Origin of the sequence: Sedimentibacter hydroxybenzoicus DSM 7310 (genome assembly GCF_013403245.1) — a bacterium.
GTDB classification, from domain to species: Bacteria; Bacillota; Clostridia; order Tissierellales; family Sedimentibacteraceae; genus Sedimentibacter; species Sedimentibacter hydroxybenzoicus.
Map to the genome: position 1 here is coordinate 21,749 of NZ_JACBNQ010000025.1, position 24,618 is coordinate 46,366.

The 24,618-nt window shown below is 34.1% G+C and carries 25 protein-coding genes; 20 read left to right on the forward strand and 5 right to left on the reverse strand.

What is annotated here, in order from left to right; translation table 11 throughout:
• Positions 1-71: 71 nt before the first annotated feature.
• The 3 genes from HZF24_RS15995 (at position 72) to HZF24_RS16005 (ending at position 2,328) form a co-directional block, all read left to right on the forward strand.
• The gene (locus HZF24_RS15995) at positions 72-800 is read left to right on the forward strand and encodes a hypothetical protein (RefSeq protein ID WP_179239369.1); all 729 of its coding nucleotides are present in this window, start codon (positions 72-74) and stop codon (positions 798-800) included.
• A 217-nt stretch (positions 801-1,017) separates the two neighbouring features.
• On the forward strand, positions 1,018-1,272 hold the full coding sequence (locus HZF24_RS16000; RefSeq protein ID WP_179239370.1) for a hypothetical protein: 255 nt from the start codon (positions 1,018-1,020) through the stop codon (positions 1,270-1,272).
• A gap of 213 nt (positions 1,273-1,485) precedes the next feature.
• Positions 1,486-2,328: a copper amine oxidase N-terminal domain-containing protein gene (locus HZF24_RS16005; protein ID WP_179239371.1), complete on the forward strand. Its 843-nt coding sequence runs from the start codon at positions 1,486-1,488 to the stop codon at positions 2,326-2,328.
• An 89-nt stretch (positions 2,329-2,417) separates the two neighbouring features.
• Here HZF24_RS16005 and HZF24_RS16010 read toward each other — a convergent pair whose 3' ends face one another.
• On the reverse strand, positions 2,418-5,099 hold the full coding sequence (locus tag HZF24_RS16010) for a cation-translocating P-type ATPase (protein ID WP_179239372.1): 2,682 nt from the start codon (positions 5,097-5,099) through the stop codon (positions 2,418-2,420).
• 408 nt (positions 5,100-5,507) lie between these two features.
• Between HZF24_RS16010 and HZF24_RS16015 the strand changes: the two genes are divergently transcribed.
• The 14 genes from HZF24_RS16015 to HZF24_RS16080 all read left to right on the forward strand — a co-directional run bounded on the left by HZF24_RS16015 (position 5,508) and on the right by HZF24_RS16080 (position 19,052).
• Complete coding sequence (locus HZF24_RS16015) at positions 5,508-5,873, forward strand: TIGR04086 family membrane protein (RefSeq protein ID WP_179239373.1); 366 nt, start codon at positions 5,508-5,510, stop codon at positions 5,871-5,873.
• Between the two features lie 72 nt (positions 5,874-5,945).
• Positions 5,946-6,086: a six-cysteine ranthipeptide SCIFF gene (gene scfA, locus HZF24_RS16020; protein ID WP_179239374.1), complete on the forward strand. Its 141-nt coding sequence runs from the start codon at positions 5,946-5,948 to the stop codon at positions 6,084-6,086.
• Positions 6,087-6,194: 108 nt separating this feature from the next.
• Positions 6,195-7,529 (forward strand): thioether cross-link-forming SCIFF peptide maturase, encoded by a 1,335-nt coding sequence (gene scfB, locus HZF24_RS16025; RefSeq protein WP_179239375.1) that lies wholly within the window; start codon positions 6,195-6,197, stop codon positions 7,527-7,529.
• 118 nt (positions 7,530-7,647) lie between these two features.
• Complete coding sequence (locus HZF24_RS16030; protein ID WP_179239376.1) at positions 7,648-8,148, forward strand: LapA family protein; 501 nt, start codon at positions 7,648-7,650, stop codon at positions 8,146-8,148.
• Entirely contained in the window at positions 8,120-10,039 is a 1,920-nt protein-coding gene (gene recJ, locus HZF24_RS16035) for a single-stranded-DNA-specific exonuclease RecJ (protein WP_179239377.1), read from the forward strand. Before HZF24_RS16030 ends, recJ begins: the two co-directional genes overlap by 29 nt.
• Positions 10,040-10,060: 21 nt before the next feature.
• Positions 10,061-10,573: an adenine phosphoribosyltransferase gene (locus tag HZF24_RS16040; RefSeq protein WP_179239378.1), complete on the forward strand. Its 513-nt coding sequence runs from the start codon at positions 10,061-10,063 to the stop codon at positions 10,571-10,573.
• Positions 10,574-10,768: 195 nt separating this feature from the next.
• Positions 10,769-12,949, forward strand: coding sequence for a RelA/SpoT family protein (locus HZF24_RS16045; RefSeq protein WP_179239379.1), 2,181 nt, complete (start codon positions 10,769-10,771; stop codon positions 12,947-12,949).
• A gap of 104 nt (positions 12,950-13,053) precedes the next feature.
• Positions 13,054-13,503 carry a D-aminoacyl-tRNA deacylase gene (dtd, locus tag HZF24_RS16050; RefSeq protein ID WP_179239380.1) on the forward strand — a complete coding sequence of 150 codons (450 nt, stop codon included), beginning with the start codon at positions 13,054-13,056 and terminating at the stop codon, positions 13,501-13,503.
• Between the two features lie 9 nt (positions 13,504-13,512).
• Positions 13,513-14,133, forward strand: coding sequence for an MBL fold metallo-hydrolase (locus tag HZF24_RS16055; protein ID WP_179239381.1), 621 nt, complete (start codon positions 13,513-13,515; stop codon positions 14,131-14,133).
• A gap of 6 nt (positions 14,134-14,139) precedes the next feature.
• A complete protein-coding gene (gene hemZ / locus HZF24_RS16060) occupies positions 14,140-15,612 on the forward strand; it encodes a coproporphyrinogen dehydrogenase HemZ (RefSeq protein ID WP_179239382.1) in 1,473 nt (490 codons plus the stop codon).
• A 15-nt stretch (positions 15,613-15,627) separates the two neighbouring features.
• Positions 15,628-15,885, forward strand: coding sequence for a glutaredoxin family protein (locus HZF24_RS16065; protein ID WP_179239383.1), 258 nt, complete (start codon positions 15,628-15,630; stop codon positions 15,883-15,885).
• A 140-nt stretch (positions 15,886-16,025) separates the two neighbouring features.
• The gene (locus tag HZF24_RS16070; RefSeq protein WP_179239384.1) at positions 16,026-16,646 is read left to right on the forward strand and encodes a TetR/AcrR family transcriptional regulator; all 621 of its coding nucleotides are present in this window, start codon (positions 16,026-16,028) and stop codon (positions 16,644-16,646) included.
• A gap of 136 nt (positions 16,647-16,782) precedes the next feature.
• Positions 16,783-17,493 carry an ABC transporter ATP-binding protein gene (locus HZF24_RS16075; RefSeq protein WP_179239385.1) on the forward strand — a complete coding sequence of 237 codons (711 nt, stop codon included), beginning with the start codon at positions 16,783-16,785 and terminating at the stop codon, positions 17,491-17,493.
• Entirely contained in the window at positions 17,490-19,052 is a 1,563-nt protein-coding gene (locus tag HZF24_RS16080) for a hypothetical protein (RefSeq protein ID WP_179239386.1), read from the forward strand. The genes HZF24_RS16075 and HZF24_RS16080 overlap by 4 nt, the downstream gene beginning before the upstream one ends.
• A 137-nt stretch (positions 19,053-19,189) precedes the next feature.
• On the opposite strand, the gene HZF24_RS16085 is transcribed toward HZF24_RS16080, so the two are convergent.
• Positions 19,190-19,579 (reverse strand): DUF1622 domain-containing protein, encoded by a 390-nt coding sequence (locus HZF24_RS16085; RefSeq protein WP_179239387.1) that lies wholly within the window; start codon positions 19,577-19,579, stop codon positions 19,190-19,192.
• A gap of 438 nt (positions 19,580-20,017) precedes the next feature.
• On the opposite strand from HZF24_RS16085, the gene pdaA reads away from it, so the two are divergent.
• Entirely contained in the window at positions 20,018-20,827 is an 810-nt protein-coding gene (pdaA, locus tag HZF24_RS16090; RefSeq protein WP_179239388.1) for a delta-lactam-biosynthetic de-N-acetylase, read from the forward strand.
• Positions 20,828-21,393: 566 nt separating this feature from the next.
• Here pdaA and HZF24_RS16095 read toward each other — a convergent pair.
• The 3 genes from HZF24_RS16095 to HZF24_RS16105 all read right to left on the reverse strand — a co-directional run bounded on the left by HZF24_RS16095 (position 21,394) and on the right by HZF24_RS16105 (position 22,336).
• Positions 21,394-21,804, reverse strand: a complete 411-nt coding sequence (locus tag HZF24_RS16095) for a hypothetical protein (RefSeq protein WP_179239389.1) — start codon at positions 21,802-21,804, stop codon at positions 21,394-21,396.
• Positions 21,805-21,896: 92 nt separating this feature from the next.
• On the reverse strand, positions 21,897-22,127 hold the full coding sequence (locus HZF24_RS16100) for a BhlA/UviB family holin-like peptide (RefSeq protein ID WP_179239390.1): 231 nt from the start codon (positions 22,125-22,127) through the stop codon (positions 21,897-21,899).
• The gene (locus HZF24_RS16105; protein WP_179239391.1) at positions 22,103-22,336 is read right to left on the reverse strand and encodes a hypothetical protein; all 234 of its coding nucleotides are present in this window, start codon (positions 22,334-22,336) and stop codon (positions 22,103-22,105) included. The genes HZF24_RS16100 and HZF24_RS16105 overlap by 25 nt, the downstream gene beginning before the upstream one ends.
• A gap of 735 nt (positions 22,337-23,071) precedes the next feature.
• On the opposite strand from HZF24_RS16105, the gene HZF24_RS16110 reads away from it, so the two are divergent.
• Positions 23,072-23,605, forward strand: coding sequence for a V4R domain-containing protein (locus tag HZF24_RS16110; RefSeq protein WP_322790753.1), 534 nt, complete (start codon positions 23,072-23,074; stop codon positions 23,603-23,605).
• A 14-nt stretch (positions 23,606-23,619) separates the two neighbouring features.
• Complete coding sequence (locus HZF24_RS16115; RefSeq protein WP_179239392.1) at positions 23,620-24,516, forward strand: GGDEF domain-containing protein; 897 nt, start codon at positions 23,620-23,622, stop codon at positions 24,514-24,516.
• Positions 24,517-24,618: the final 102 nt, after the last annotated feature.

The window sequence follows — 24,618 nt, forward strand, 5'->3', positions numbered from 1 at the left end:
TATTCAAGAAAAAATTGCAACATTTTAATTTGTAAATTCAATTCATACAAAAAATAATAAGGAGGATACAAATGAGAAAAATAGTGAGTTTTATACTAATATTTTCGATGATGTTTTCTTTTTCGGCAAGTGCTTATGCCGAGAATAGAAAGAATTCTTTAGTCACTGTAGAGAAAGAAACGCATGAGGATGTGATCAGAATAATAGAACAAGATTCGAGATATCTTGATTATGAAAAATTAACAACAATTGCTGGAGATAATCTGATAGAATCAAAAGATGGCATGTTACAAATACAAATATCAGATATAAAAAAATATTCTGAAGATGCCGGAGTTTCTAAAAGTTTTGCAGAAATATATCTGAGAGAAGCTAATAAGGTGCTTAAACACGTACAAGACCAAGGTTTTACGGTTGATAAACATGGTAATATCATTGACCCATATAAAGTGAATAGGGAAAATGATATAACAATAACAGCGATTGGTGTAGATGAAGAAGGAACCATTGAGATTGATCCCTTCCATGATAGGACATTTTTCGGTAGAGTTAAGACTGAAAAAATGCTAGATAATTTAAGTGTTCAAGCATGGGTATTTACAGGAATAAGTTTAGGTACTGCTTTTAAATGGACCCATTTGAGCTTTATAGCAGCATTATGTGCAGCAGCAACGGCCATAGAAGCGGCTGAAATTACTTCCGCTTTTAGACAAAGTGATTATAAGGGTGTAAGACATGATCATTGGAGAATACCTGCGTCTCCTGATATTGAAGAATGGAACCCTTGGCATAGACAATAACTAATTTTATAAATCAATAGAGGTAGATTATATTTTCTACCTCCTATTCTCTTATCTATATATTCGTAGGAGAGTTGAACAAGAAGAATGATAAAGTATGGCAATAAAAGCTTGCTATGGTATAATATAATTAATAGAGTGTATACGACTTAAAATAGAGGGTATAGTATGAGACTCTCTTTTACCTATTAAAGAATTTCTTAAGGAGGAAGGTTAAATGAGATATATTGGTATTATATTAGCGTTACTTATACTGATACAAGTCATCAGGATATCTTTTTTAAGAGGGAGATATGGAAAGAAAAAAGGTGACTTTATAGCAATGACTTTATTGTTGAGTACATTGCCTTTTATAGTTTTATATTATGTTAATGAAAGCAGGAGTAAGCTTTTTCTGTTGATCATGATATTAGCAGTAATTATAAATTGGGCGTATTCTTTATATGTATTTAAATTCCGTTCAAACAAATAAGTCATCCTATAAATGAGTGCATTTCGGAGATGGATTTTGAGTTCCAATTTCACACATATCAAGGGTGTCAAGGAATGTCAAGGGGACGGACGGTTCTTTTTGGATCAAAGAAAATCAAGTAGAATAGCATTCGAAAAATATTTATAATATTAATATGCAGTCCTCCGAAAATTCAGGAGGACTGCATATAACAGCAATTAGGAGGAGACAAAAATGAATAGAAACAAGTTAAAAAATGTGATTATATTTTCATTGATATTGATGTTTGCATTTTCCGGCGTTCATGTCGTTTACGGAGAAAGCATAGATTACACTGAGCTGGTCATGTCTCTGCCAAAAGATTACAGCCTGACAGACTTTAATTCGGACTACAGTGTCAAAATTAATGGAAAAGACTATGTAATAAAAGGAAGTCCATTCCTTTATAGAAACTTAACTTATATACCTATCAGGGATGTTTCAGAAATATTTAATATTTATGTAACTTTTAATGAAGCAGATAGAACGGTATTGTTGGCAAGCGAAGAAAAAGAAATTATAATATCCCCGAATATGAGTATATACGGAGATATGGGGACTTCAGGCGCCTTAATAAAAACAGTAGATCATACTGCTATTGAGCCAGAGGCGTCATTTATGCTTATAAATGATCGTAGCTATGTTCCCATACGCTTTATAACAGAAACATTTGGGTTCAGCGTGGATTATAACGATGTCAATAAACAGATTGCCATAAAAGGTGAGAGTCAGACCCCCAGAACGAACAGTTTCTATACAGAAGAGCAACAGATGGTCATAGATGCTGTTGCAGCTTATGAATCAAATATGTCCATACAATTCAAAGGAATAACGGATTTTTTAGGTGAAGATAGAGAAATACAAGCTAATGTTAAAAAAGAGCTCACAAAGGATGTTATAACCGAAATAATAACTGTTAAAGAAACCAACGGGAAGCAGTATAAAGCTGTACACAAAGCGATGTTTAACGGAAACAATTCCACAGGAGTTTTTGAAATGTTTCCGACCAGAGGGGACGGTTCTTTTTGGGTCAAATAAAATCAAATAGCATTTGAAAAATATTTATATTTAGTAAGAGCCGGTAGAGAATTACCTCTAGCCGGCTCTGTTTTATTAATATCTGTGTGCTATGCAGTTTTTCCAAACAGATTTTTACCTGCAACAATTATTTCATGTGACAATAACGGAACCATTGATATAAGAATTAAATTACCCCATTCCTTCAGGCTTAACTGGCTTGTTTCAAACACCTCTGTAAGAATAGGAATTTCTGTAACCGCTATCTGAAGAGCCAATCCTATTATAAATGCAGCAATCATTGATTTGTTGTCAAACATCTTCATTTTAAACAAAGATTTGTCGTAGTTTCTCATACCTATGGCGTGGAACAGCTGCGACACTCCCAATGTAGTAAATGCATACGTCTGGGCATGCTCTATGATGCTGTAATCCGCTCCGTTAACTATAAGTGTCTGACCAAGCATCCATTTTATATTTTCGAGAGTTACTGCCATACCTTCCGCATTTAAGTGAATAATCGGTGACCACAGGAATGCTCCTAATGTTAAAGCTGCTATCATAAAACCGTTATATACCGTAAATATCAATCCACCGTGAGCGAATAAGCTTTCATTTGGATCTCTTGGTTTAGCTTTCATTATGTCAGTGTCTTTAGGGTCAACTCCCAGTGCCAATCCAGGTAACGAGTCTGTTATCAGGTTAATCCAAAGAATGTGTATTGATTGAAGCGGTGATGCAAGCCCTGCTGCTATAGCGGAGAACATTGAAATAACTTCTCCAAAGTTGGATGAAAGAAGGAACAAGACTGTTTTCTTAATGTTATGGTAAATTCCTCTTCCTTCAGCAACCGCCTTTTCAATAGTTGCAAAATTATCATCTGTCAACACCATGTCGGCGGCACCCTTAGCAACGTCTGTGCCTGTTATACCCATTGCTACTCCTATATCTGCTGCTTTCAGAGAAGGAGCATCATTTACGCCGTCTCCTGTCATTGAAACTATACTGCCGTTATATTTAAATGCCTTAACGATCATAACCTTGTGTTCGGGAGAAACTCTTGCGAATACCCGCAAATCTCTTACTCTGTCATTTAATTGTTCTTGAGTTAATTCATTTAAATCACTGCCTGTTATACATTGATTTTCGTTTTCGGCAATTCCTAAATCCTTAGCTATGGCTAAAGCAGTATCCTTGTGGTCTCCGGTAATCATTATGGTTGTAATTCCGGCTTGCTCCAGTACCCGAACAGAATCCTTCGCCTCAGGTCTCGGAGGATCGATCATACCTATTAGTCCCACAAATGTAAGATTTTCTTCATTTGCCGTGTCATCATCCTCTTTATATCCTAAAGCTAAAACTCTCAGGGCTCCTCTTGCCATTTCAGAAGCTGCCGTATTAATATCCTCTTTATGCTGATCCGTAATTTCCGTAACTTCACCATTTAAGTATATTTTTGAGCATCTTCCGAGGAGTATGTCCATAGCTCCCTTTGTATAACTCATCACTTTGCTGTCTTCCTTATGAACTGTCGTCATTAATTTACGAGCCGAGTCAAATGACTGCTCATTAATCCTCGGATTAGTTTGCTCCAGACCTTCTCTCGTAACATTGACCAATTTTCCCATATCCAATAATGCAAGCTCTGTCGGGTCACCGATCCTTTCGTTATTAGCCGTTGAAGCATCATTACAAAGTACGAAGCCTTTAACGAAAACAGTATTTTTATCAAATGAAAGCTCTGTAACATCCTTCGTTTGATTATCCAAATAAATTTTTGTAACAGTCATTTTGTTCTGGGTAAGAGTACCTGTTTTGTCTGAACAGACAACGCTGACCGCACCCAGCGTTTCAACTGCCGGAAGCTTTCGCACTATGGTGTTAACCTTAACCATTCTTTGAACACCAAGAGCCAAGACGATTGTTACGACTGCTGTTAAGCCCTCCGGTATCGCCGCAACAGCCAAAGCAATTGCGGTGATAAGCATTTCAATTATATCTCTTCCCTGTAACAATGCCATCCCGAACATAGCCGCTACTATAACTATTGCTACAATTCCAAGAAGCTTGCCAAGATCATTTAATCGTTTCTGCAGCGGAGTTAATTCTTCTACACTTTCATTAAGCATGGATGCAATTTTACCTATTTCCGTATCCATGCCTGTATATACAACGACACCTTCTCCTCTCCCATACGCTACACTTGTTGAAGAATATGCCATATTTATTCTGTCTCCGATACCCATTTCTCCTGCAGCGATGAAGTTCGCATCCTTATCTACAGGAACAGATTCACCTGTCAGCGCAGATTCTTCTACCTTTAAATTTACTGACTGTAATAATCGCAAATCTGCCGGAATTATACGACCGGCTTCTAGTATAACTATGTCACCGGCTACCAATTCGCTTGCGGATATTTCCATAACTTTACCGTTTCGTCGAATCATAGCCGTGGGACTGGAAAGATTTTTTAAAGCTTCCAAAGCTGCTTCAGCTTTTGATTCTTGTACAACTCCTATTACTGCATTAATCACAACAATTGATAAAATTATGACGGCATCGGTTATTTCATGCAGGATGACCGATATAGCTGCTGCAGCAAAAAGTATATAAATCATCGTATCCTTGAGCTGAGCCAAAAACATCTGCAAAATAGTTTTTCTCTGTTTCTCAACCAGAGTATTCGGTCCGTTTTCCTCCAACCGTTTTTTCGCTTCATCCTGAGTCAGTCCATTGCTGGCTTGAACATTTAAATTCAACAATGTATCTTCAGAGCTTTTTTGATAATACATAATTCTCTCCTTTTTATAGTTTTGATTTCACTTACAGTATAAGCAACTGACACCAAATTTCGCATACAGCATAAGCGACCGACACCAAATATAAAATTTGGGTCGTCTGCTTAGTATTCCAAATTTTCTAAAAAAAAAGACTTTTTGTATATCTCTTTTTTTAAAAAATCAAAGATATACTAAAAGTCTTGTTACCTAAATTACATAATCAGATTTTCAGCCAGAATCCATGATTCCGTGTTGTTGACTGAAAATTTAAAACTACTCCCTCTTAGTATGTTTACTTTAGCAAACCTAAATTGAAATGTCAAGAAATTTTATAACTAAATAGGGAAGTTTTGTCTTTAAAAGTTCTTTTTTACTTGATTTTGAATAAGATTTAATGAAAACAAAAAATGGAGGATAATTATGAATATAGTTAAATTGCTTAAATATTCACTGTACCTGCTTATAATGATACTTGTTGTATTCTTTTTTATAACAATATATATGTACTTTTTTTCAAAACAGCCCGCAGCAGAAATCAGTTACAGTATAGCAGTACCCCTTTGCATATTTATCGTGTCATTACTGTATGCTAAAAGTGTACATGAAAGAGGTTTAATAAGAGGAATTGAAATTTGGATTGTGTATTTTGCATTGGTTCTTTTAATGAAGGTAATTTTCAGTTATCCCGGTGAAATCAGTATTGTGAGACAATTATTATATCTTCCCGTAGCCATTGTGGGAGGGATTTTAGGAGTTAATACTAAGTTGAAAATACCAAAAAGATAAAACTAAAAAAAAATACTTTAAAATGCTATAAATAAGTGCTATAATTTATGGAGTTCATTAGGGAGGGTTATTATGGTACATATTAAAACACTTAACCAAACAAAGCTTACAGATAATATGAATGTAAAAGGATGCGGAGAATGCCAGACTTCATGTCAATCTGCATGTAAAACTTCTTGTACGGTAGGAAATCAAAAGTGCGAGAATAAATAAATCTGTAGTGGCTGAGCCACTACATTTTATTTGTATACTGGATTTGCAAGTTTATAGCTTGCATTTATTTATTTTATATAATATATACAGAATATTTTCGGAGGAAAAATGATACATTTATTTAAAATGAACGACATGTATTTTGCGGTTGATACAAACAGTGGCTTAGTACATGTAGTTGACGAAATAATTTACGATTTATTAAACGATGACAGCTTCAAATGCGATCATAAGGTTAAGGAACTGGAAAATAAGCATGGCAGGGATATAGTCAGTGAAGCAATATCCGAAATAAATTATCTCATAGTTAATAACATGCTTTATACAGAGGAAACGAATGCGGTAAATAAAATTAAACCGGCAATTAAAGCAATGTGCTTAAACATGACTCATGACTGCAACCTGAGATGCGAATATTGTTTTGCTTCACAAGGAAGCTACAAGGGTGAAAGAGAAATTTTGAGCTATGAAACCGGTAAAAAGGCATTTGATTTTTTAGTTAATAATTCGGGACTCAGAAGAAATTTAGAAGTAGATTTCTTTGGCGGTGAGCCGTTAATGAATTTTGAAACTATCAAAAAGCTTGTGGATTACGGCAGGTCATTAGAAGAAAAACACAATAAGCATTTCAGATTTACAATTACTACAAACGGTGTGCTTTTAGATGACGAAAAAATCGATTATATAAATGAAAATATGGACAATGTTGTTTTAAGCATTGACGGCAGAAAATCTACAAATGACCGTATGCGCAAAACAATCAATGAAAAGGGAAGCTATGAGACAATCGTAAAGAACTTTCAAAATTTTGTTTCTAAAAGAATGGACAAGGATTACTTTGCACGAGGAACATTTACCGCATATAATTTAGATTTTTCAGAGGATGTTAAGCATATCCGCGATTTAGGATTCGATAAAATATCTGTGGAGCCTGTTGTAGCAAGTCCTGAAGAAAAATACGCCTTGAAGGAAGAGCATCTGGAAATTCTTAAGGAAGAATATGAAAAGCTGACTGAGCTTTATCTTGAAAGCAATAAAGAAGAGAATAAAAAGTTTAATTTCTTCCATTTTAATATTGAGCTTGACGGAGGTCCGTGCATCTATAAAAGATCAATTGGTTGCGGAGCGGGAACGGAATATGTTGCCATAACTCCCAACGGAGATATATATCCATGCCATCAGTTTGTGGGACAGGATGAGTTTGTTATAGGAAATGTTGATGAAGGCATTTGCAATGAAGAAATAACAGATAAATTTAAAAATGTATCTGTAAATGAAAAGCCTGTGTGTAAGGATTGCTGGGCTAAGTACTATTGCAGCGGCGGATGTCATGCCAATGCATATAATTTCAACAAGGACTTTAACATACCGTACAGTGTGGGGTGCGAGTTAGAGAAAAAACGTATAGAATGTTCAATATATATTAAGGGCAAATTGTCATAATAATCTAAAATATAGTTTGATAATAAAAAATTGTGGTAAATATATACTATTGTATAGTATAATGTAAACATCAATATTTTAGGAAAATTTATTTAAACAACAGGAGAGGAGTGTAAGTATGCAAATTGGGTTTATAGTAGTATTAATAATAGCAATATTCGTTGCGATCTTTTCTATTCAGAACGGAGATTTAGTCAGCTTGGATTTGTTTCTGGCAAGAGTCGATATGCCTTTAGCCGTAATAATAATGGTATGTATTATTATTGGAGCTGTTTTAGTATTGGCATTAGGTACAACAAGACAATTTAAGAAAAGATCCGAATCAAAGGAACTTAAAAATAAGATCAAAACCCTTGAAAACGACAAGATGCTTGTTGACAAAACCGTTAATGATTTACAGCAGGAAATACAAACATTAACGGAAAAAAACAATGAACTTTTATCAAAAATTTCTGAGCTTGAGGAAAAAACTAAAACACAAAAAGAAACGATTGAAATATTTAGTAATGAAATAAAAGCATTAAAAAATGAATTAGAGTCTAAGGTTGATTCTGATACTATAAACGAAAGCGTCGGCACTGAATTAAACGATGAAAAAAGTGAAGCTGAAAGTGAATGAATATGATCAGAAAGATATTGATGATATAAGTAAAAAATTCAATCTTTCCGACATATCCTCAAGGATATTGTTAAACAGAAATTTAAGAACATTTGATGAGATAGAAGAATTTCTTGACCCGGATTATAAATACTTCGAAAGCGCAGAAAATTATAAAGATTTACAAAAGGGCGCTGATAGAATTTTAGAAGCTGTAAAAAACAGCGAGCATATGGTAGTTTATGGAGATTATGATGTTGACGGAGTTACTTCCATTTGCCAATTCATAATTTTGCTTAAAAAGGCAGGCGCAAGCATAGAATATTATGTTCCCGAAAGAGAAACAGAGGGCTATGGCATAAGCTCAGATTTTATAGGGATGTTAAAAGATAATTCTATAAAAGCAGATTTGATTATAACAGTTGACTGCGGTATAGCTGAAATAGAGAAAATACGTGAAATAAGCAGTTTAAACAAGGATGTTATTATTTTAGATCACCATCAGTGCAAAGAGGAATTGCCTGACGCATATGCTATAATTAATCCAAAACAAAAAGATTGTCCGTCAAAAAATAAGCAGCTTTGTGCTTCCGGACTATCTTTTAAATTTTTGAAGGCTTTAAACAAATATCTGAATGTACAAAATGTAGAAGATATTTTATTGGAGCTTGCGTGCTTAGGAACGATTGCAGATATTGTTGACTTAATAGGGGATAATAGAATTATTGCCAAAAACGGATTAAAAAAGATTAACAATACAAAGCTTATCGGCTTGAAGAAGCTTATGGAGGTAGCCGGAATAAAGGATAAGGAAATTGATTCATTTCATATCGGATTTATTGTGGCACCCAGAATAAATGCTGCAGGCAGAATGGATACGGCTAAAAAAGCCATAAAACTTTTACTTGTTGAGGATGAAAACGAGGCAGAGCTCCTTGCTTTGGAGCTTGAAAGCTTAAATTTATTGAGAAAGAAAGCAGAAAGTGTAATTTTTGAAGAAGCTGTTAAGAAAATAGAAACGGAATTTTTATATAGGAAAAATATAATCGTTGTATATGGAACTGATTGGCATGAGGGAGTACTTGGCATTGTTGCATCAAGGCTTACTGAAAAGTATGAAAGACCGAGTGTTGTTATTTCCGTAAAGGATAATGTAGGAAAGGGCTCTGCAAGGAGCTTGGACTATTTAGATATTTTTGAAAGTTTTAAAGCGGCAGATTCATACTTAGTTAAATATGGCGGTCACAAGCTTGCTGCCGGTTTAACCATACAAGAAGAAAATATAAATGCTTTCTCTAATGAATTAAACAACTACATTCAAGATCAATATGAAGAAATAAACGTAAAGGAAATTTCTGCTGATTCTTATGTATACGTAAAAGATTTAAATATTGATCTGTATAATGAAATATGTAAATTTGAACCATTTGGCGCCGGTAACCACACCCCGCTTCTTGCACTTTCCAAACCGTCCATAAAAAGCATTAAAAAAGTAGGAAAGGACGGAAATCATTTAAGCATTGTGTTAACAGACGGAAGCAACGACATATCGGTCATTGGATTTAATAAAATTAATTTATTGGAAAAAGCCCTTACGAAACCATATGCATATGCAGTTACATTATGTTTAAATGAATTTAACGGAAGAAAATCAATTCAGTTGATTTTACAGAATATAGAAGAAGATGAAGCGTTTGAATATAGTATTGACGAAGAAAAATTAAAGATGATTAATTCAATCATTAATAAAACTAAATCAAAAATAATTAAAACCGATATATTTATGCTTGTTGAAAAGCTAAACAGATTATATAATACTAAAATAACAGCGGAAGAAATTATTTGTATGTTGAAAAAAGCAAACAATATACAGTATGCATTGAAGGAAACTATGCTGTATATAAAAAAATAGAGCTTATCCGGAGGATATAATATGGACTTAAAAGAGAAAATCAGAGTAATTGATGGATTTCCTGCAGAAGGAATCAGTTTTAAGGATATTACAACACTTTTGAAGGATGCTGATGCATTAAAGGATTGTATTAATCAAATGGCGGAAAGATTTAAGGATGTTCATGTTGATATAGTAATAGGACCTGAATCAAGAGGATTTATTTTTGCTACACCTCTTGCCTATTTATTAGGAACAGGTTTTGTACCTGTAAGAAAACCGGGGAAGCTTCCTGCTGAAACAATAAGCTACGAATATAAGCTTGAATATGGAACCGATAAGTTGGAAATCCACAAAGATGCAATCCAGCCGGGTCAGAAGGTATTGATAATAGATGATTTATTAGCTACCGGAGGAACTATGTATGCAGCCGCTAAACTTGTAGAAAAGCTTGGCGGAGAAGTAGTGGGACTTGGTTTTTTAATAGAACTTAACGATTTAAACGGAAGAGAAAAATTAGAAGGATACAAGGTAGAATCATTGATTCAGTATTAACTAAAGTTAATACTGAATCAGTGAACAGTGAACAGTGAACAGTGAACAATGAATAAGCAGATGACCCAAACTTTTGATTTGGTGTCAGTCGCTTATACTGTATGTGAAATAAAAGAAATTGTGCACGGCACAATTTTCATTAACTGTTAGTTGTTCATTGTTAATTGTTCATTATTCATTGTTACAGGAGATAACATGCTTGAAAATTTAATCAATCAAATTGAATCATACAATCCAAATGCAGATATAGCGGTTGTGGCCAAGGCATACAATTATGCGGAAATGGCTCACTCAAATGCACAAACAAGATTTTCCGGTGAAAGATATTTCGTTCACCCTTACCATGTTGCGCTCATTTTAGCCGACTTACACGTTGATGTTCAAACAATTGCAGCCGGACTTCTCCATGATGTAGTTGAGGATACAGGTATAACCGATGATGATATAAAAAGAGAATTCGGCGTAGAAATTGCCAATATGGTTGACGGTGTTACAAAGCTGAGTAAGGTCAAATACAGAAATAAAGAGGAACGTCAGGCTGAATCATTAAGAAAAATGATAATTGCAATGTCAAAGGATATCAGAGTGGTTATCATAAAGCTTGCCGACCGCCTGCATAACATCAGAACCCTTGAGTACATGCCGAAAGAGAAGCAATACCAAAAAGCAATGGAAACCATCGAAATATATGCTCCGATTGCAAATCGTCTCGGTATGGCTTCAATTAAGTGGGAATTAGAGGATTTGAGCTTAAAGTATATAGATCCTGACGGATATGAGGATCTGGTAAGAAAGGTACAGGAAAAAAGCGAGAAACGTAAGGATTATATTGATCATATTATTTCAATTATGTACGAACAACTCAATGAGTCCAATATACCGGCAGATATTAAGGGAAGACCGAAAAGTTTGTATTCAATTTATAAGAAAATGTATTTCAAGCATAAAACATTTGAACAAATATATGATTTAATAGCAGTGAGACTAATTGTTGACAGCATTAAGGATTGTTACGGTGCATTAGGTACTGTTCATACATTATGGAAACCTATACCCGGAAGGTTTAAGGACTATATTGCAATGCCTAAGCCAAATATGTATCAATCGTTGCATACCACGGTTATAGGTCCTCAGGGAGAACCCTTTGAAATACAAATCAGAACATTAGATATGCATAGAACTGCCGAATACGGTATCGCAGCGCATTGGAAATATAAAGAAGGAATTGATGAGCAAGCTCATTATGAGGAAAAATTGAACTGGTTGCGACAAATGCTCGAATGGCAACAGGAAACAAATGATCCTCAGGAGTTTATGGAATCATTAAAAATAGATTTGTATGCCGATGAGGTATTTGTATTTACTCCGAAGGGGGAGGTCGTAAATCTGCCTACAGGTTCAACACCGATAGATTTTGCGTACAGAGTTCACAGTGCTGTGGGTAATAAGTGTGTTGGTGCTAAGGTTAACGGGCGAATCGTTCCGATTGATACAAAACTTAGAACCGGGGATCAGGTAGAAGTTTTAACGTCGCAGCAAAGCAATGGTCCCAGCAGGGATTGGCTTAAAATTGCCGCATCAAGTCAGGCTAAATCGAAAATCAGAAAATTCTTTAAAGAAAGAGATAAAGAATTCAATGTTGAAAAAGGTAAGGAGCTTGTTGAGAGAGAAATCAAGAAACAAGGATTTTTGGTCGGTGATTTGTTAAAGGATGATTGGGTTAAAACAGTTGCCGAAAAATACAGTCTGTACACCGCAAGTAATCTTTATGCGGCGGTTGGTAATGGGGGCATCACCGAAAATCAAATAGTAAACAGATTAAAGCTAATTTATCTTGAAAAAAATAAAGATAAAATAGAGCTTGAAAAAATTGAAAGCCTTGAGAAAAATGTTGCCAATAAAGCACCTTCAAGTATTGAGAAGCATGCTTCAGGTGTTATAATAAAAGGTATAGATAATGTTAAAATTCGCTTTTCCAAGTGCTGCACTCCGGTACCCGGAGATGCAATCGTTGGATATATAACGAGGGGAAGAGGAGTTTCAGTGCACAGAGCCGACTGTACAAATATACATGATTTAAACGATAGCGAAGACCAAAGATTTATAGAGGTTGAATGGGATACGGGTAAGAAGGTAAAATTTGTGAGCGAGCTTCAGATTAAAGCTCTTGACAGACCAAAATTTTTGCAGGATCTTACTAATTTATATTCTGAAGCAAAATTAAATGCCGTATCTTTAAATTTGAGAGTTAATAAAGAGAGAATAGCAATTGTTGATATAGGCTTTGAAATACAGGAAACTAAACAGATAGAAGATTTAATTAAAAAAATTAAAAGATTAGACGGTGTATTGGAAGTTTACAGAAATAAGAAGTAAAAGCATTTTGTCATCCTGAGATTTTTCACTTGAGGTTCAGAATGACAGAGCGGTGTCATCTGTATAGCTTTATTCATAGCAGACAAATAACAGGAGAATAAGAAATGAGAGCAGTTGTGCAACGCGTAAAGCGTGCAAATGTAACGGTTGACAATAAGGTAATCGGTGAAATCAACCATGGTATTTTACTATTGTTAGGCGTTGAAGGCAATGACGATGCAAAGGATTTGGAATATATGTGTGATAAGGTTCCGAATTTAAGAATATTTGAAGATGAAAACGGAAAAATGAATAAGAGCTTGTTGGATGTGGGTGGGAGTTTGCTGATTATATCACAATTCACTCTTCTTGGTGATGCGAGAAAAGGCAGAAGACCAAGTTTCACTGAAGCTGCTCAACCAGACAAAGCAATACCCATGTACACAAAATTTATCAGCAGCATGAAGGAAAAGAACATATTTACTCAAGAGGGTGAATTTGGAGCTGATATGCAGGTTGAATTGGTAAATGACGGACCTGTTACGATACTTTTAGACAGTAAAAAAGGTTTTTAGGAGGAGCTTATGATATTTAAAGGATTTGCAGTTGGTTCATATTATTCTAATTGTTATATAATTGGAAGTGAAATTAGCAGGGAAACGGCAATTATTGATCCAGGTGCGGATTTTAATAAAATTGAAAGTTTGATAGAGGAACTTAAGTTAATCCCTAAAATGATTATTCTTACACATTTTCACGGAGACCACATAGGTGCTGTCTTAGATATTGTTGAAAAATATGGTGCTAAAGTATACATACATAAGGATGACGCCGAATATCTGAAGGATAGCAATATAAATTTTTCCAAACAAATAGTGGGAAAAAATATTTCAATTAAACCTGATGTATTGCTTAATGACGGGGACGTATTGGAGCTTGGAGAATTAAAATTTGAAATTATACATACTCCCGGGCACACTAAGGGAGGAGTTTGTATCAAGGTAGGCAATATAATGATGACAGGTGATACATTGTTTAACAAATCAATAGGCAGGACTGATTTACCCGGAGGATCATACGAAGAATTAATTAAGTCTGTAACAGAAAAAATCTTTAAATATGATGAAGACATCACTATTTATCCCGGTCACAATTCTCCTTCAACGATAAAATCCGAAAAGCTCGGCAATCCATTTTTTAATTAAAGAAAGATGTTAAAATTTTATTTGACAGGGCATAATTTTGAATACGAATCAAGAAATGCCCTACGAGTTTTTGATTTAAATTTACATTATATAATTAAATATTGCAGTGAATTAAACGACATTGATAAAGAAGGCCTATGCTTGGCGTCAATATTGAAAGAAAATGATGACATAATTCTGGCCGAAGCATATTTATATAAAGATGGAGCTTTGTTGTATCATGCTGCTTTTAACAGTGAAGAAATACTTTTAGAAAGCAATAATGAAAAGAAGCTGAAGAAAACCCTTGTTGTAAAAGCAATTCACAATGTGCTGAAGAAACACTATAATGTGGAACCGGATTATGGGATTTTAACAGGTGTAAGAGTGATTAAAATTCTGATTACAGCTAAAAATAATTCGAAAAGCGATGATGAAATAAACCGGATACTCAAAGACACATATGAAATTAAGAACGACAAAATCAAGCTTCTTTGGGAAATATTAAAGATTGAGAGCAAGTATATATCTGCCGAACAAAATACAAAAAATTATAATTTATATGTGAGCATACCATTTTGTCCGTCTAAGTGCAGCTATTGTTCCTTTACTTCCTTTGTAAATACAAAAGAGGATAAAATTAATGTATATTTAAAGAGTCTGATTTATGAAATTGAAAAAACTATTGAGCTTGCTTTAAAGAAAGATATGAATTTAAATACTGTCTATATTGGGGGAGGAACGCCTTCAGTACTTAACGAAGCCCAAATTGATTTAATATTTTCTTCGATAAGTAAATACTATGACTTAACTAAGATTAAAGAAGTTACATTTGAAGCAGGAAGACCAGATACCTTAAGCAGAGAAAAATTAGAATGCTTAAAACGAAACAATGTCAGCAGAATAAGCATCAATCCTCAGACGATGAATGAAAAAACCTTAAACTTAATCGGAAGAAGCCACACGATAGATGATGTAATTCAAAAATATAAGCTTTCAAAAGAAATAGGGTTTGCAATCAATATGGATGTAATATTAGGACTGACAGGTGAAGATGAATCGGATGTCAGAAATACAATAACAGAAATAGTCAAGCTGAAGCCTGAAAATATAACCGTGCACTCGCTGTCATACAAGAAGAAATCGGAGCTTATGAGAGAAACTCAGGAAATGTCGAAGGATTATGATTTAATGGCTAAAATGCATGAGATTGTCAATGAAAAATGCCAATCATCCGGATATGCTCCATACTATATGTACAGACAAAAAAATATTAAAGGTAATTCAGAAAATATCGGATTTACATTGCCTGATAGGGAATGTATTTATAATATGATTATAATTGAGGAATTAGAAACAATACTTGCCTGTGGCTTAGGTGCCTCAAGCAAAATACTTCAGGATAAGGTTAGGCATGAACCGGTCCGGAACTTTAAAAGCTTAGAGGAGTATAACAGCCGTATACACGAAATAATAAATAAAAAAATAGAATTATTATAGATTAAAGGAGAGAAAATGAAAAAAATCAAAGCTTTTTATTTACAAAATTGCCCGCATTGCAAGCGTGCTTTTAAAATGCTTGAAGAATTAAAATCACAAAATTCCAGTTATTCAGAAATTGATATTGAATATATTGAAGAATCTGAAAACGTTCAAGCTGCAAGCGCTCACGATTATTACTACGTACCTACATTCTATGTTGACGGAGTAAAAATACATGAAGGTGTTCCAACCTTGGAAAAATTAGAGGAAGTGCTAAAAAAAGCACTGTAAGAACGTAGATAAAACAGGGACGGTTATTTTGTTTCGCATTTGGAAACAAAAAGAACCGTCCCCGTTTTACGTTTTATCTGTAAATAGCGATTGACAATTTGTCAGTTACGTATTATACTAAATCTATAAGGAGAGTAAAAATGAGAGATGTAAAAGAGCCTGAGGTGCGACGAGCCGAAATTATGGAGGCTGCATTGTTGTTATTCATGGAAAAAGGATATATGAATACTACTACACAGGATATTATTGATAAAGTAAAAATATCACGCGGTTTATTATATTATCACTTCAAGAATAAAGAAGATATTCTTTATTGCATGGTAGAACGGTATTCAGAGCCACTATTACGGAATCTGTCAGCAATTTCTTATGACAAAGATAAATCAGCAATAGAAAAAATTAGGTCCTTCTTGGAGGTTACACTTATTTCCACCGATACTATCACAAACGAGATGGTAGAATTGCAAAAGACAGTTGATCTTGAGCAAAACCGTTATATGATGGACAAATTTTCACATAATTTCATTAGAAAAGTGACGGCATATTTTACTTATATCATTGAGCAGGGTGTTTCGGAAAAGGTCTTTTATGTGGAATACCCTTCGGAAACCGCTTATTTCCTTATGACTGGATATGTGTTCGCTTCTAATGACATGAACGCGTTATATCTGGACGAAGAGAAAGCAAATGGTTATTTCATTGCGTTCAAAACATTGCTGGCACGAGCTTTAGGAACAGATCCATCTATTTTTAACAGCTAATAAACCAATGGCTGATTGTCATTGGTTTTCTTGGCAATCAAACTGACGATTTGTCAGTTTGATAATTTGCTTTTCCGATAGCTATCGGCATTATTTTAAATCACAACTGACAAGTTGTCACTTAAGGAGGCTAAATATGTTAGAAATTAAGAACTTTACCAAATCTTATAACGAGAAGAAAAAGGCCGTTGATGATCTATCTCTTTCAATAGATCCTGGAGATATTTACGGCTTCATTGGAGCAAATGGATCAGGAAAGACAACAACGATTAAAGCTGTGGTAGGTATCCACGATTTTGACAGTGGCAGAATTACAGTTTGTGGTCATTCAATCAAAAAAGAGCCGATTATCTGTAAAAAGATGATGGCGTATATACCCGATAACCCGGACTTGTATGAACATTTAACAGGGTATCAATACATTAACTTTATTTCTGATTTATTTGATATTCCAACTGATGAACGCACGGCAAAAATAGAAAAATACGGGGACCTATTTGAAATGACCGGAAATCTTGGAAATATTATTGCATCTTATTCTCACGGAATGAAGCAGAGGACAGCTATTATATCCGCATTGGTACATTCCCCTAAGCTGTTGGTTTTGGACGAGCCGTTTGTTGGTCTTGACCCTAAAGCGACATTTACACTGAAACAGATAATGCAGGAGTGTGTTTCTGACGGTGGTGCAATTTTCTTTTCTACACATATACTTGATGTTGCAGAAAAACTTTGTAATAAGATTGCCATTATCAAAGGAGGGAAACTTATAGCAAGCGGACCGACAGAAACGGTTAAGGGCAATCAATCTTTGGAGTCTTTCTTTATGGAGGTACAGGATATATGAATAAAACATGGATATTACTTAGAGCGCAAATAATAAATTTTTTCCCTATCAATGAAATTCGAGAGCCGTGGAATAAGAAGCAAAATACGGCTGTTATTATGGGCCTTGGTGTGATAACGCTTATGTTGTTCATCTGCATTTATAATGTCTTAACTGCAAAAATTTTGGTGCAGGTTGGAGAACAAGAATTGATACCCGCTTATATGGTTGCAATATCCAGCTTTGCAATATTTTTTCTGACAATGCTTCGCTCCAATGGCATATTATTTGGCAGCCGTGATATAGATATGCTTTCGTCCTTGCCTGTAGAGGTCGGTGAAGTCATCAGCAGTAAGTTCCTGTTTATGTATTTATTAAACTTTTTGGTTGGCTTTGTCTTTATGGTTCCGGGCGGAATTGTCTGGGTTATAAATGCTGAAACAGATATTTTGCGATTTGCACTCTACTTTGCATCGGTTTTCTTTGTTCCGCTGATACCCATGTGTATGGCATCTTTTATTGGTGTTCTGGTTGTTATGGTTTCATCTTGTTTTAAAAACAGAAATATTCTAGCTTTAGTGTTTTCATTTGCAGCCCTTGGATTAGTTGGATATATAGGAATTTCAGGTACGCATGGTGATAGTGATATGGTCAGTCTTGGAGTTGAGCTTGCGAAACAGATTACCGAAATTTATCCATTATCTGAGCTGTTTTTGAAAAACTTTAGTCTTTTAGTGTTAGAAGGTATAGGTACTTTTATCATTCTATCTTCTGTGATTTTTTATTTATTCGTAAAGATAGTATCCAAAAAATATGACTTGTTTAATAAGCTTTTCAACACATCATCAAAATATACCAGATACAAGGGAGTTATCAAACGTCAATCATCATTTGCAACGCTCTATAAAAAAGAATTGGGGCGGTTTTTCAGTTCATACACGGCAGTTTTGAATACAGGGCTTGGAGTGATACTATTATGTGTTTTTAGCATATTGTTGTTAGTTATCTCCCCGCAGAAATTAGGCCTTTATGCGGGGATTGAGGATATGGGCGGTTTTCTCGCCAACTATGCACCTATTGTTATTGCATCAATGCTTTCTTTAAGTTGTCCTGCCGCTTCTTCCATTTCCTTAGAAGGAAAAAATATGTGGATACTGCAAAGCTCTCCTGTGTCAATAAAAATGATTTTGAATAGTAAACTTGCTGTAAATTTGACGTTGCATGCTTTCGGGTATTTCTTTGCTGTAATTGCCGTCATTACACGGTTGAATATGAGCTTAATTCAATTTACCGGCCTTTTAATTATCCCTGTTTGTTATTCTATCTTTATTGGTGTACTTGGTATTTTTCTAAATAAAAAATATCCAAATTATGAGTGGAACAGCGAAATGGTGGTGGTAAAGCAAAGTATCCCGGTTATTATATCCGGCATTATTGGAATGATTGCGGTGGCGGCGCCTATATTACTTAACTGGTTTTTATCCTTTCATATTATGCCGACTCTATGGGGCATGGCAGCTATCTTGATTATTACTGCAAGTATTATGTATCAAAAATCATGTATGTCAAATTACATTTAGTTCTAATAGGGGCGCTGTTATAAAGAAAGCTATCTTGAAAGAATAAGAAAACGGCATAGCCGTTATAGCTACACCGTTTTTCTTATTCCTCACAATGTTCCTTATGTGAGGAGGACATTTGTTCGTCGATTTTAATTTTACACTTCGTGTGAGGATTCTTCTTCATTTTTTTTGTTAAATTTCTTAAGATCCAGGAAATGATTACATCTTTTAGAGTCTGATTCGATTTCCCAATGAATAATCAAAGTTAATGCTGCTCTTAAAACAACTATGGATGCAAGAATTATTAATTCATCAATAGTTCTTATAACCAAGGTTTTGAGTATTTCGGCACCAAGCTTAAATTCCAAAGCCATGGCCAGAGCCTGAGAAAATTCAATCTTAATTGTTTCATCTGAAAAATTAAAAAATCTTATTGCATACCGGCCAAAAGTTTTAAGCGCAGAATAAATTACTATAAAAACACCTATTAATTCCAAAATATGTGCAATATTTGGCACGATAATACTAATTAAATGTTCAAGCATAGTTCCTCCAGAAAATCATTAATTCCATCCATTTTTCATTAAAAAAATTGAAAAAGGGGTTATGTCTGTTAAAAGCTAATTAGTATTATAATCTATAATATCTTCCCTGTCAAAGGTTCCTTTGCAAAACTTGGCATTGTTATTAATGTGTCAATATTGTGCTCTCTCGTCATTGATGTGAATAAACGTAAATCGTCCATTTTTGTCATTCCGAAAGTTAAGGGGGAATCTCATTTTGAAGGGGATATTCCTTATACTCCAAAGACTATCCCTTAACCAAAGGTGTGTCCCCATAAATCTGATAAATGGGGTTAGGACAAATTTTGCTATCGTTCAGTGAGGACGAATTGACAGTAATACGTAAAATACAATTCAATTTCCTAAAATAAATACATAATGTCCACATTTTCTTATATATATAGTATAGGGGTGATGGATATGTTTATATATATAAGAAAAAAAACAATCGGAATTTTGTTAGGCTGTGTAGTTTTAATATTTGCTTGTCTTTTTATTTATGAAGCAATGTTTAACTTTTCTGTTACCGTTTCAACAGAAATTACGAACTGGGGGTTAAGTTTCAGAGAAAATGGGAAACCTCCTGTAGGAAATGCCTCAGCAAGGGCTCTTAAAGAATACAACGCTTACTATGTGGGCAAAGATGATTTGAAAGATATATATTTGACCTTTGATGCGGGATTTGAAAACGGATTTACACCAAGTATACTTGATGTTTTGAAAAAGCATGAGATTAAGGCGGCATTTTTTTTGGTCGGTCATTATTTAGAGGAAGAACCGGAACTGGTAAAACGAATGATTGAAGAAGGTCACATAGTAGGAAACCACACATACAATCATCCGGACATGTCAAAGATATCAGATGTTGAATCCTTTAAAAAAGAGTTAATCTCCTTGGAAGAGCTTTATAAGCAGATAACCGGATTAGATATGCCCAAATATTACAGACCTCCCCAAGGTAAATTCAACGAAGATAATTTAATAATGGCAAAGGATCTAGGTTATAAAACAATATTCTGGAGCTTGGCTTACGTTGACTGGTATAACGATAAGCAACCTACTAAGGAGCATGCCTTCAGTAAACTTTTGCCGCGAACTCACCCTGGGGCAGTAATACTTTTGCACAGTACTTCTAAAACAAATTCGGAAATATTAGATGAGCTCATAACTAAATGGAAGGAAGCCGGCTACCGTTTCAAAACCTTAGACGATTTAACAGAACTACAATAGCTTTGTAAAATAGCCAAGAAATAACATTAAATATCAATTTGCTAACTTTATTGATAATCATTATTTACAAATCATGTAAAACAATATATAATTATATTAGATATAATTTGTAAAAGTTAGAGGTGATACTTTATCAAAGGACATGAGAAAAAAAATAAATTATATATATTTATAATAATTGTATCAATTATTTATGTATTTTTGTCTCTGTATTTAAGAGTAAATAAGAATATATTGGAAATAACTAAAATAGAGATAATCTGGTGGATTTTGTATTTTATAATTATAGTGTCATTCTATATATTCTTTTTATATGATGAAACATGGAAAAAGAAAAAGATTATAAATAGCAAAAAAAAATTCCTAATTACTTATTTTATTTTAGTGCTTATAGCAACGATTATAATGCTTAGAAATACGTTTTTAATATATTAAATAATATAACATTTAATTAGTATAAGGGGTTAGAACCACAAGTAAGATAACAGGGATTTATATTTATATCAATCAAGAAAAGGCTTTTGGCAGACACACCAAAAGCCTTTTCTTGATTGACATTGTTATTATTATAGAGTTATCCATCCATTAGGATTGATTTGGTGCACTGCAACAACTCTCAGATCTGTTGGTAAATTATAAGTGATACCTTCATATGTTATACTCTTATATGTCATTTCTACTCTTATCAAATCATACGTTAAAGGATTGTTTTGTAAAAAATCTTCATAATTCTCAAATTCATAAATTGCATCATCACATAAATCACTAAGGTTGTCCCAGTCGCTAGTTGCAAATAATCCTATTGCAACAAGAGCTCCTATAGCTGGATGTGCAGCAAAACCAAGCATTATACCAACTGCAAGAGCCGCAACTTCAGCTTTTCTATCCTCAGCATTTACTATGTCCCTTGCATCGTCTAGGTCACCTATAAAATCTTGAATACCACTCAAACTAAAGTTTTTTGTTTTTTTTGCCATTATTCATTCTCCTTTTTTATTTTTAAGACTTAATTCCCGGGTTGATTTGTCTTATATATAATATAAACGATTTTTTTTACTTAATTGTAAATCTATTCTGATTTTTTTATATAATTTTTTATTTCATTGACATCATTTTTTATAACCTCTATTATATCAAGCTTATTATTTAAACCAGTAATTATATTATGATAGGATTTTTCTCTATCTTCTTGCTTTGAATCTCTCTTTTCTTGAGCTTTTAAAATATAAAATATTAAAATCATGGATAGAAGTGCCCAGATTCCTTGTGATTTTGCTAATTCATATATATGCTCGTCCATATTAATAGTTTTCCTCCAATTCTTTTTTTAATTTTAAAAATGCTTTTTTTTCTGGAAGTAAATGGTTTGTCTTGATCAGTGTGAGCTTCTTCATAGTAAAGCTTTTTACTATAATAATTTATAGTAGGTTTAAATTTCACATAAAGAATTTCCTTTGCATCGTTATCCCCATTTTTAGCATCCTTTAATATCTCCAATAACCTTTTCATTTGTTTTTACCTCCTATAATATAAGAACGGATTTTTGGTCTAAAAAAGTAAGGGATTTAATGAAAATAGAATGTTAAGAATTATTAATACTTTTATATTGAATATAATTGTTTGATGGTATTAATGATTTAAGTTAAATAAATTTAGTTGATCAATAAAATAATATTTTTACAATTTAGTATTTTTTGTATCATTGTTTTTCGAGTTTCTCCATCATAGGAATCAAAAAATATATCAATCTGTTGTGATTTAACATATTTTAAGTTTTAAATACTCACTTTAGTTTTCATCAAAACCTTTTTAATCTAGTAGACAAGAGCATAATAAATAAACTTAGAGAGATAATTTTTTCTTTTAATTTGTAAGTAATATCATAAGGTTTTTTCCAAAACAGTAGACTACTATTAAAGTTAATTCTTGTTTTGAAAATTTGCATAATCTAACAGTAATATAGCTGATTTTGCAATAAACATGCTTTTTATTTCTACACTTGAATTTCAAGCTGTAATTGCCTTTGTATTTGTTTGCTACATCAAGAACATTTTGTATTTTACCATTATAGATTATATTTTTATTATTTTTATTTCTCTATAGGCGTTCAATAGTTTTATATAATGGGAAAACTCAAAATCATTGTTCTATTGACTTGTACTTGTAAGCTGTGTTAATATCTCTCTATAATTGAAATTTAATCCAAATAATTCAAACTTAGGATGATGATTATCGGAGGATATTATGATAGATATGCAAAAGCAGACAAATAACCACAACACCTTTAAATGGGAAAGCTTAGGCGATATAAAAAAGGGTCGAGGGGATCTGGGAGAAGAAATGCCTGTAATTGTATATCGCCTGATGCAGTATACCATGCTTGATGTACTAAGCAAAGAATACGGAAATGAAACGGCAAATGAGCATTTCCGTAAGGCAGGACATTTGGCAGGTACGGAGTTTGCAAAGAACGTTCTGGATCTGAAGGTTGGATTCAATACTTTTGTTGCAAGACTGCAATGTAAGCTTAAAGAACTGAAAATTGGTATCCTTCGCATGGAAGATTTTAATGAAGATACCGGGGACATTGTTCTCACCGTAAGTGAAGATTTGGACTGCAGCGGGATTCCCATCACAAACGAAAATGTATGTTATTACGACGAAGGTTTTGTTGCGGGCATCCTTGAAGTATACACCGGTAAAAAATACAATGTGCGTGAAATTGATTGCTGGGCGAACGGTGACAGAGTGTGCAGGTTCCGGGGTATAGTCGAATAAGGAAGGTGAAGCATATGGATTCCATTGCAGATGTTTTGCAAGATTATTTGAATAATGTAATATACGATCCTGAACACGCTGTTTTGGACCTACAGAAGCTGCCGGAAGAATTTCAGGAGTTCGGTAAAAATCTTGTGCTTTTTTCTGATTGTGTAATGGAAATGGGCGCGTTAGCCAAGGCTATATCAAAGGGAAATCTGGGAGTTGAATTACCGTCACCCATTAATGAAATGGCTGCCCCACTTAAAGCGCTTCATGCTTCACTTAAGCATCTTACATGGCAGACACAGCAGGTAGCTAAGGGAGACTATCAACAGAGGGTAGACTTTATGGGAGATTTTTCCGAGGCTTTTAATGAAATGGTGGAGCAGCTTGAACAACGGAGACTGAATCTTCTGACGGATATATGCACTGAGCGCGAAAAGCTGAAAGAATTTCAGAATATAGCAAATATTGATACCTTGACCCAATTAAACAATAGGCGTTACGGTATGGAGGTTATGGAGAAGTGGCTTTTGGAAGGCAGAAGCTTTGTTCTGTGCTTCGTTGATATAGATAATCTGAAATTTGTGAATGACTGGTATGGACATGCAGAGGGAGACAAGTACATTACATGTATATCGGATGAAATGAGCGAATTGACACCGGAAGCAGTTATATGCCGCATAGGAGGAGATGAGTTCATGCTGCTGTCTGAAGACTGGAATTCGGAAGTTGCAAAGGAGAAGCTGGAAATATTGCGAAAGAGGTTGATTAACTGTAACTGTGTTTATGAACGCAGCATCAGCTACGGGGTAATCAAAGTAGGGGCGGATAATACGTTAAATGTAAGTGACATTTTAAGTGCGGCTGATGAAAAAATGTATGAATACAAGCGCGCTTATAAATTGCGGCAGAAAAGAAAACCGTGATGTCACAACGGTGAATTTATTGTTTCCACGACAAACGCATGAGTTAAGAAAAAGTAACAAATAAAGAAAAAGCTTTTTTTGGTTGGCAAAAACAGGTATAAT

Coding starts and splice junctions, on each gene's coding strand:
- HZF24_RS16030 (WP_179239376.1), top strand. CDS start 7,648: ATGCAAATTGGGTTTATAGTAGTATTAATAATAGCAATATTCGTTGCG.
- dtd (WP_179239380.1), top strand. CDS start 13,054: ATGAGAGCAGTTGTGCAACGCGTAAAGCGTGCAAATGTAACGGTTGAC.
- HZF24_RS16010 (WP_179239372.1), bottom strand. CDS start 5,099: ATGTATTATCAAAAAAGCTCTGAAGATACATTGTTGAATTTAAATGTT.
- HZF24_RS16115 (WP_179239392.1), top strand. CDS start 23,620: ATGGATTCCATTGCAGATGTTTTGCAAGATTATTTGAATAATGTAATA.
- HZF24_RS16105 (WP_179239391.1), bottom strand. CDS start 22,336: ATGAAAAGGTTATTGGAGATATTAAAGGATGCTAAAAATGGGGATAAC.
- HZF24_RS16005 (WP_179239371.1), top strand. CDS start 1,486: ATGAATAGAAACAAGTTAAAAAATGTGATTATATTTTCATTGATATTG.
- HZF24_RS16040 (WP_179239378.1), top strand. CDS start 10,061: ATGGACTTAAAAGAGAAAATCAGAGTAATTGATGGATTTCCTGCAGAA.
- HZF24_RS16080 (WP_179239386.1), top strand. CDS start 17,490: ATGAATAAAACATGGATATTACTTAGAGCGCAAATAATAAATTTTTTC.
- hemZ (WP_179239382.1), top strand. CDS start 14,140: ATGTTAAAATTTTATTTGACAGGGCATAATTTTGAATACGAATCAAGA.
- HZF24_RS16075 (WP_179239385.1), top strand. CDS start 16,783: ATGTTAGAAATTAAGAACTTTACCAAATCTTATAACGAGAAGAAAAAG.
- HZF24_RS16055 (WP_179239381.1), top strand. CDS start 13,513: ATGATATTTAAAGGATTTGCAGTTGGTTCATATTATTCTAATTGTTAT.
- HZF24_RS16045 (WP_179239379.1), top strand. CDS start 10,769: ATGCTTGAAAATTTAATCAATCAAATTGAATCATACAATCCAAATGCA.
- scfA (WP_179239374.1), top strand. CDS start 5,946: ATGGTACATATTAAAACACTTAACCAAACAAAGCTTACAGATAATATG.
- scfB (WP_179239375.1), top strand. CDS start 6,195: ATGATACATTTATTTAAAATGAACGACATGTATTTTGCGGTTGATACA.
- HZF24_RS16015 (WP_179239373.1), top strand. CDS start 5,508: ATGAATATAGTTAAATTGCTTAAATATTCACTGTACCTGCTTATAATG.
- HZF24_RS15995 (WP_179239369.1), top strand. CDS start 72: ATGAGAAAAATAGTGAGTTTTATACTAATATTTTCGATGATGTTTTCT.
- HZF24_RS16100 (WP_179239390.1), bottom strand. CDS start 22,127: ATGGACGAGCATATATATGAATTAGCAAAATCACAAGGAATCTGGGCA.
- HZF24_RS16085 (WP_179239387.1), bottom strand. CDS start 19,579: ATGCTTGAACATTTAATTAGTATTATCGTGCCAAATATTGCACATATT.
- HZF24_RS16095 (WP_179239389.1), bottom strand. CDS start 21,804: ATGGCAAAAAAAACAAAAAACTTTAGTTTGAGTGGTATTCAAGATTTT.
- HZF24_RS16000 (WP_179239370.1), top strand. CDS start 1,018: ATGAGATATATTGGTATTATATTAGCGTTACTTATACTGATACAAGTC.
- recJ (WP_179239377.1), top strand. CDS start 8,120: ATGAAAAAAGTGAAGCTGAAAGTGAATGAATATGATCAGAAAGATATT.
- HZF24_RS16065 (WP_179239383.1), top strand. CDS start 15,628: ATGAAAAAAATCAAAGCTTTTTATTTACAAAATTGCCCGCATTGCAAG.
- pdaA (WP_179239388.1), top strand. CDS start 20,018: ATGTTTATATATATAAGAAAAAAAACAATCGGAATTTTGTTAGGCTGT.
- HZF24_RS16110 (WP_322790753.1), top strand. CDS start 23,072: ATGATAGATATGCAAAAGCAGACAAATAACCACAACACCTTTAAATGG.
- HZF24_RS16070 (WP_179239384.1), top strand. CDS start 16,026: ATGAGAGATGTAAAAGAGCCTGAGGTGCGACGAGCCGAAATTATGGAG.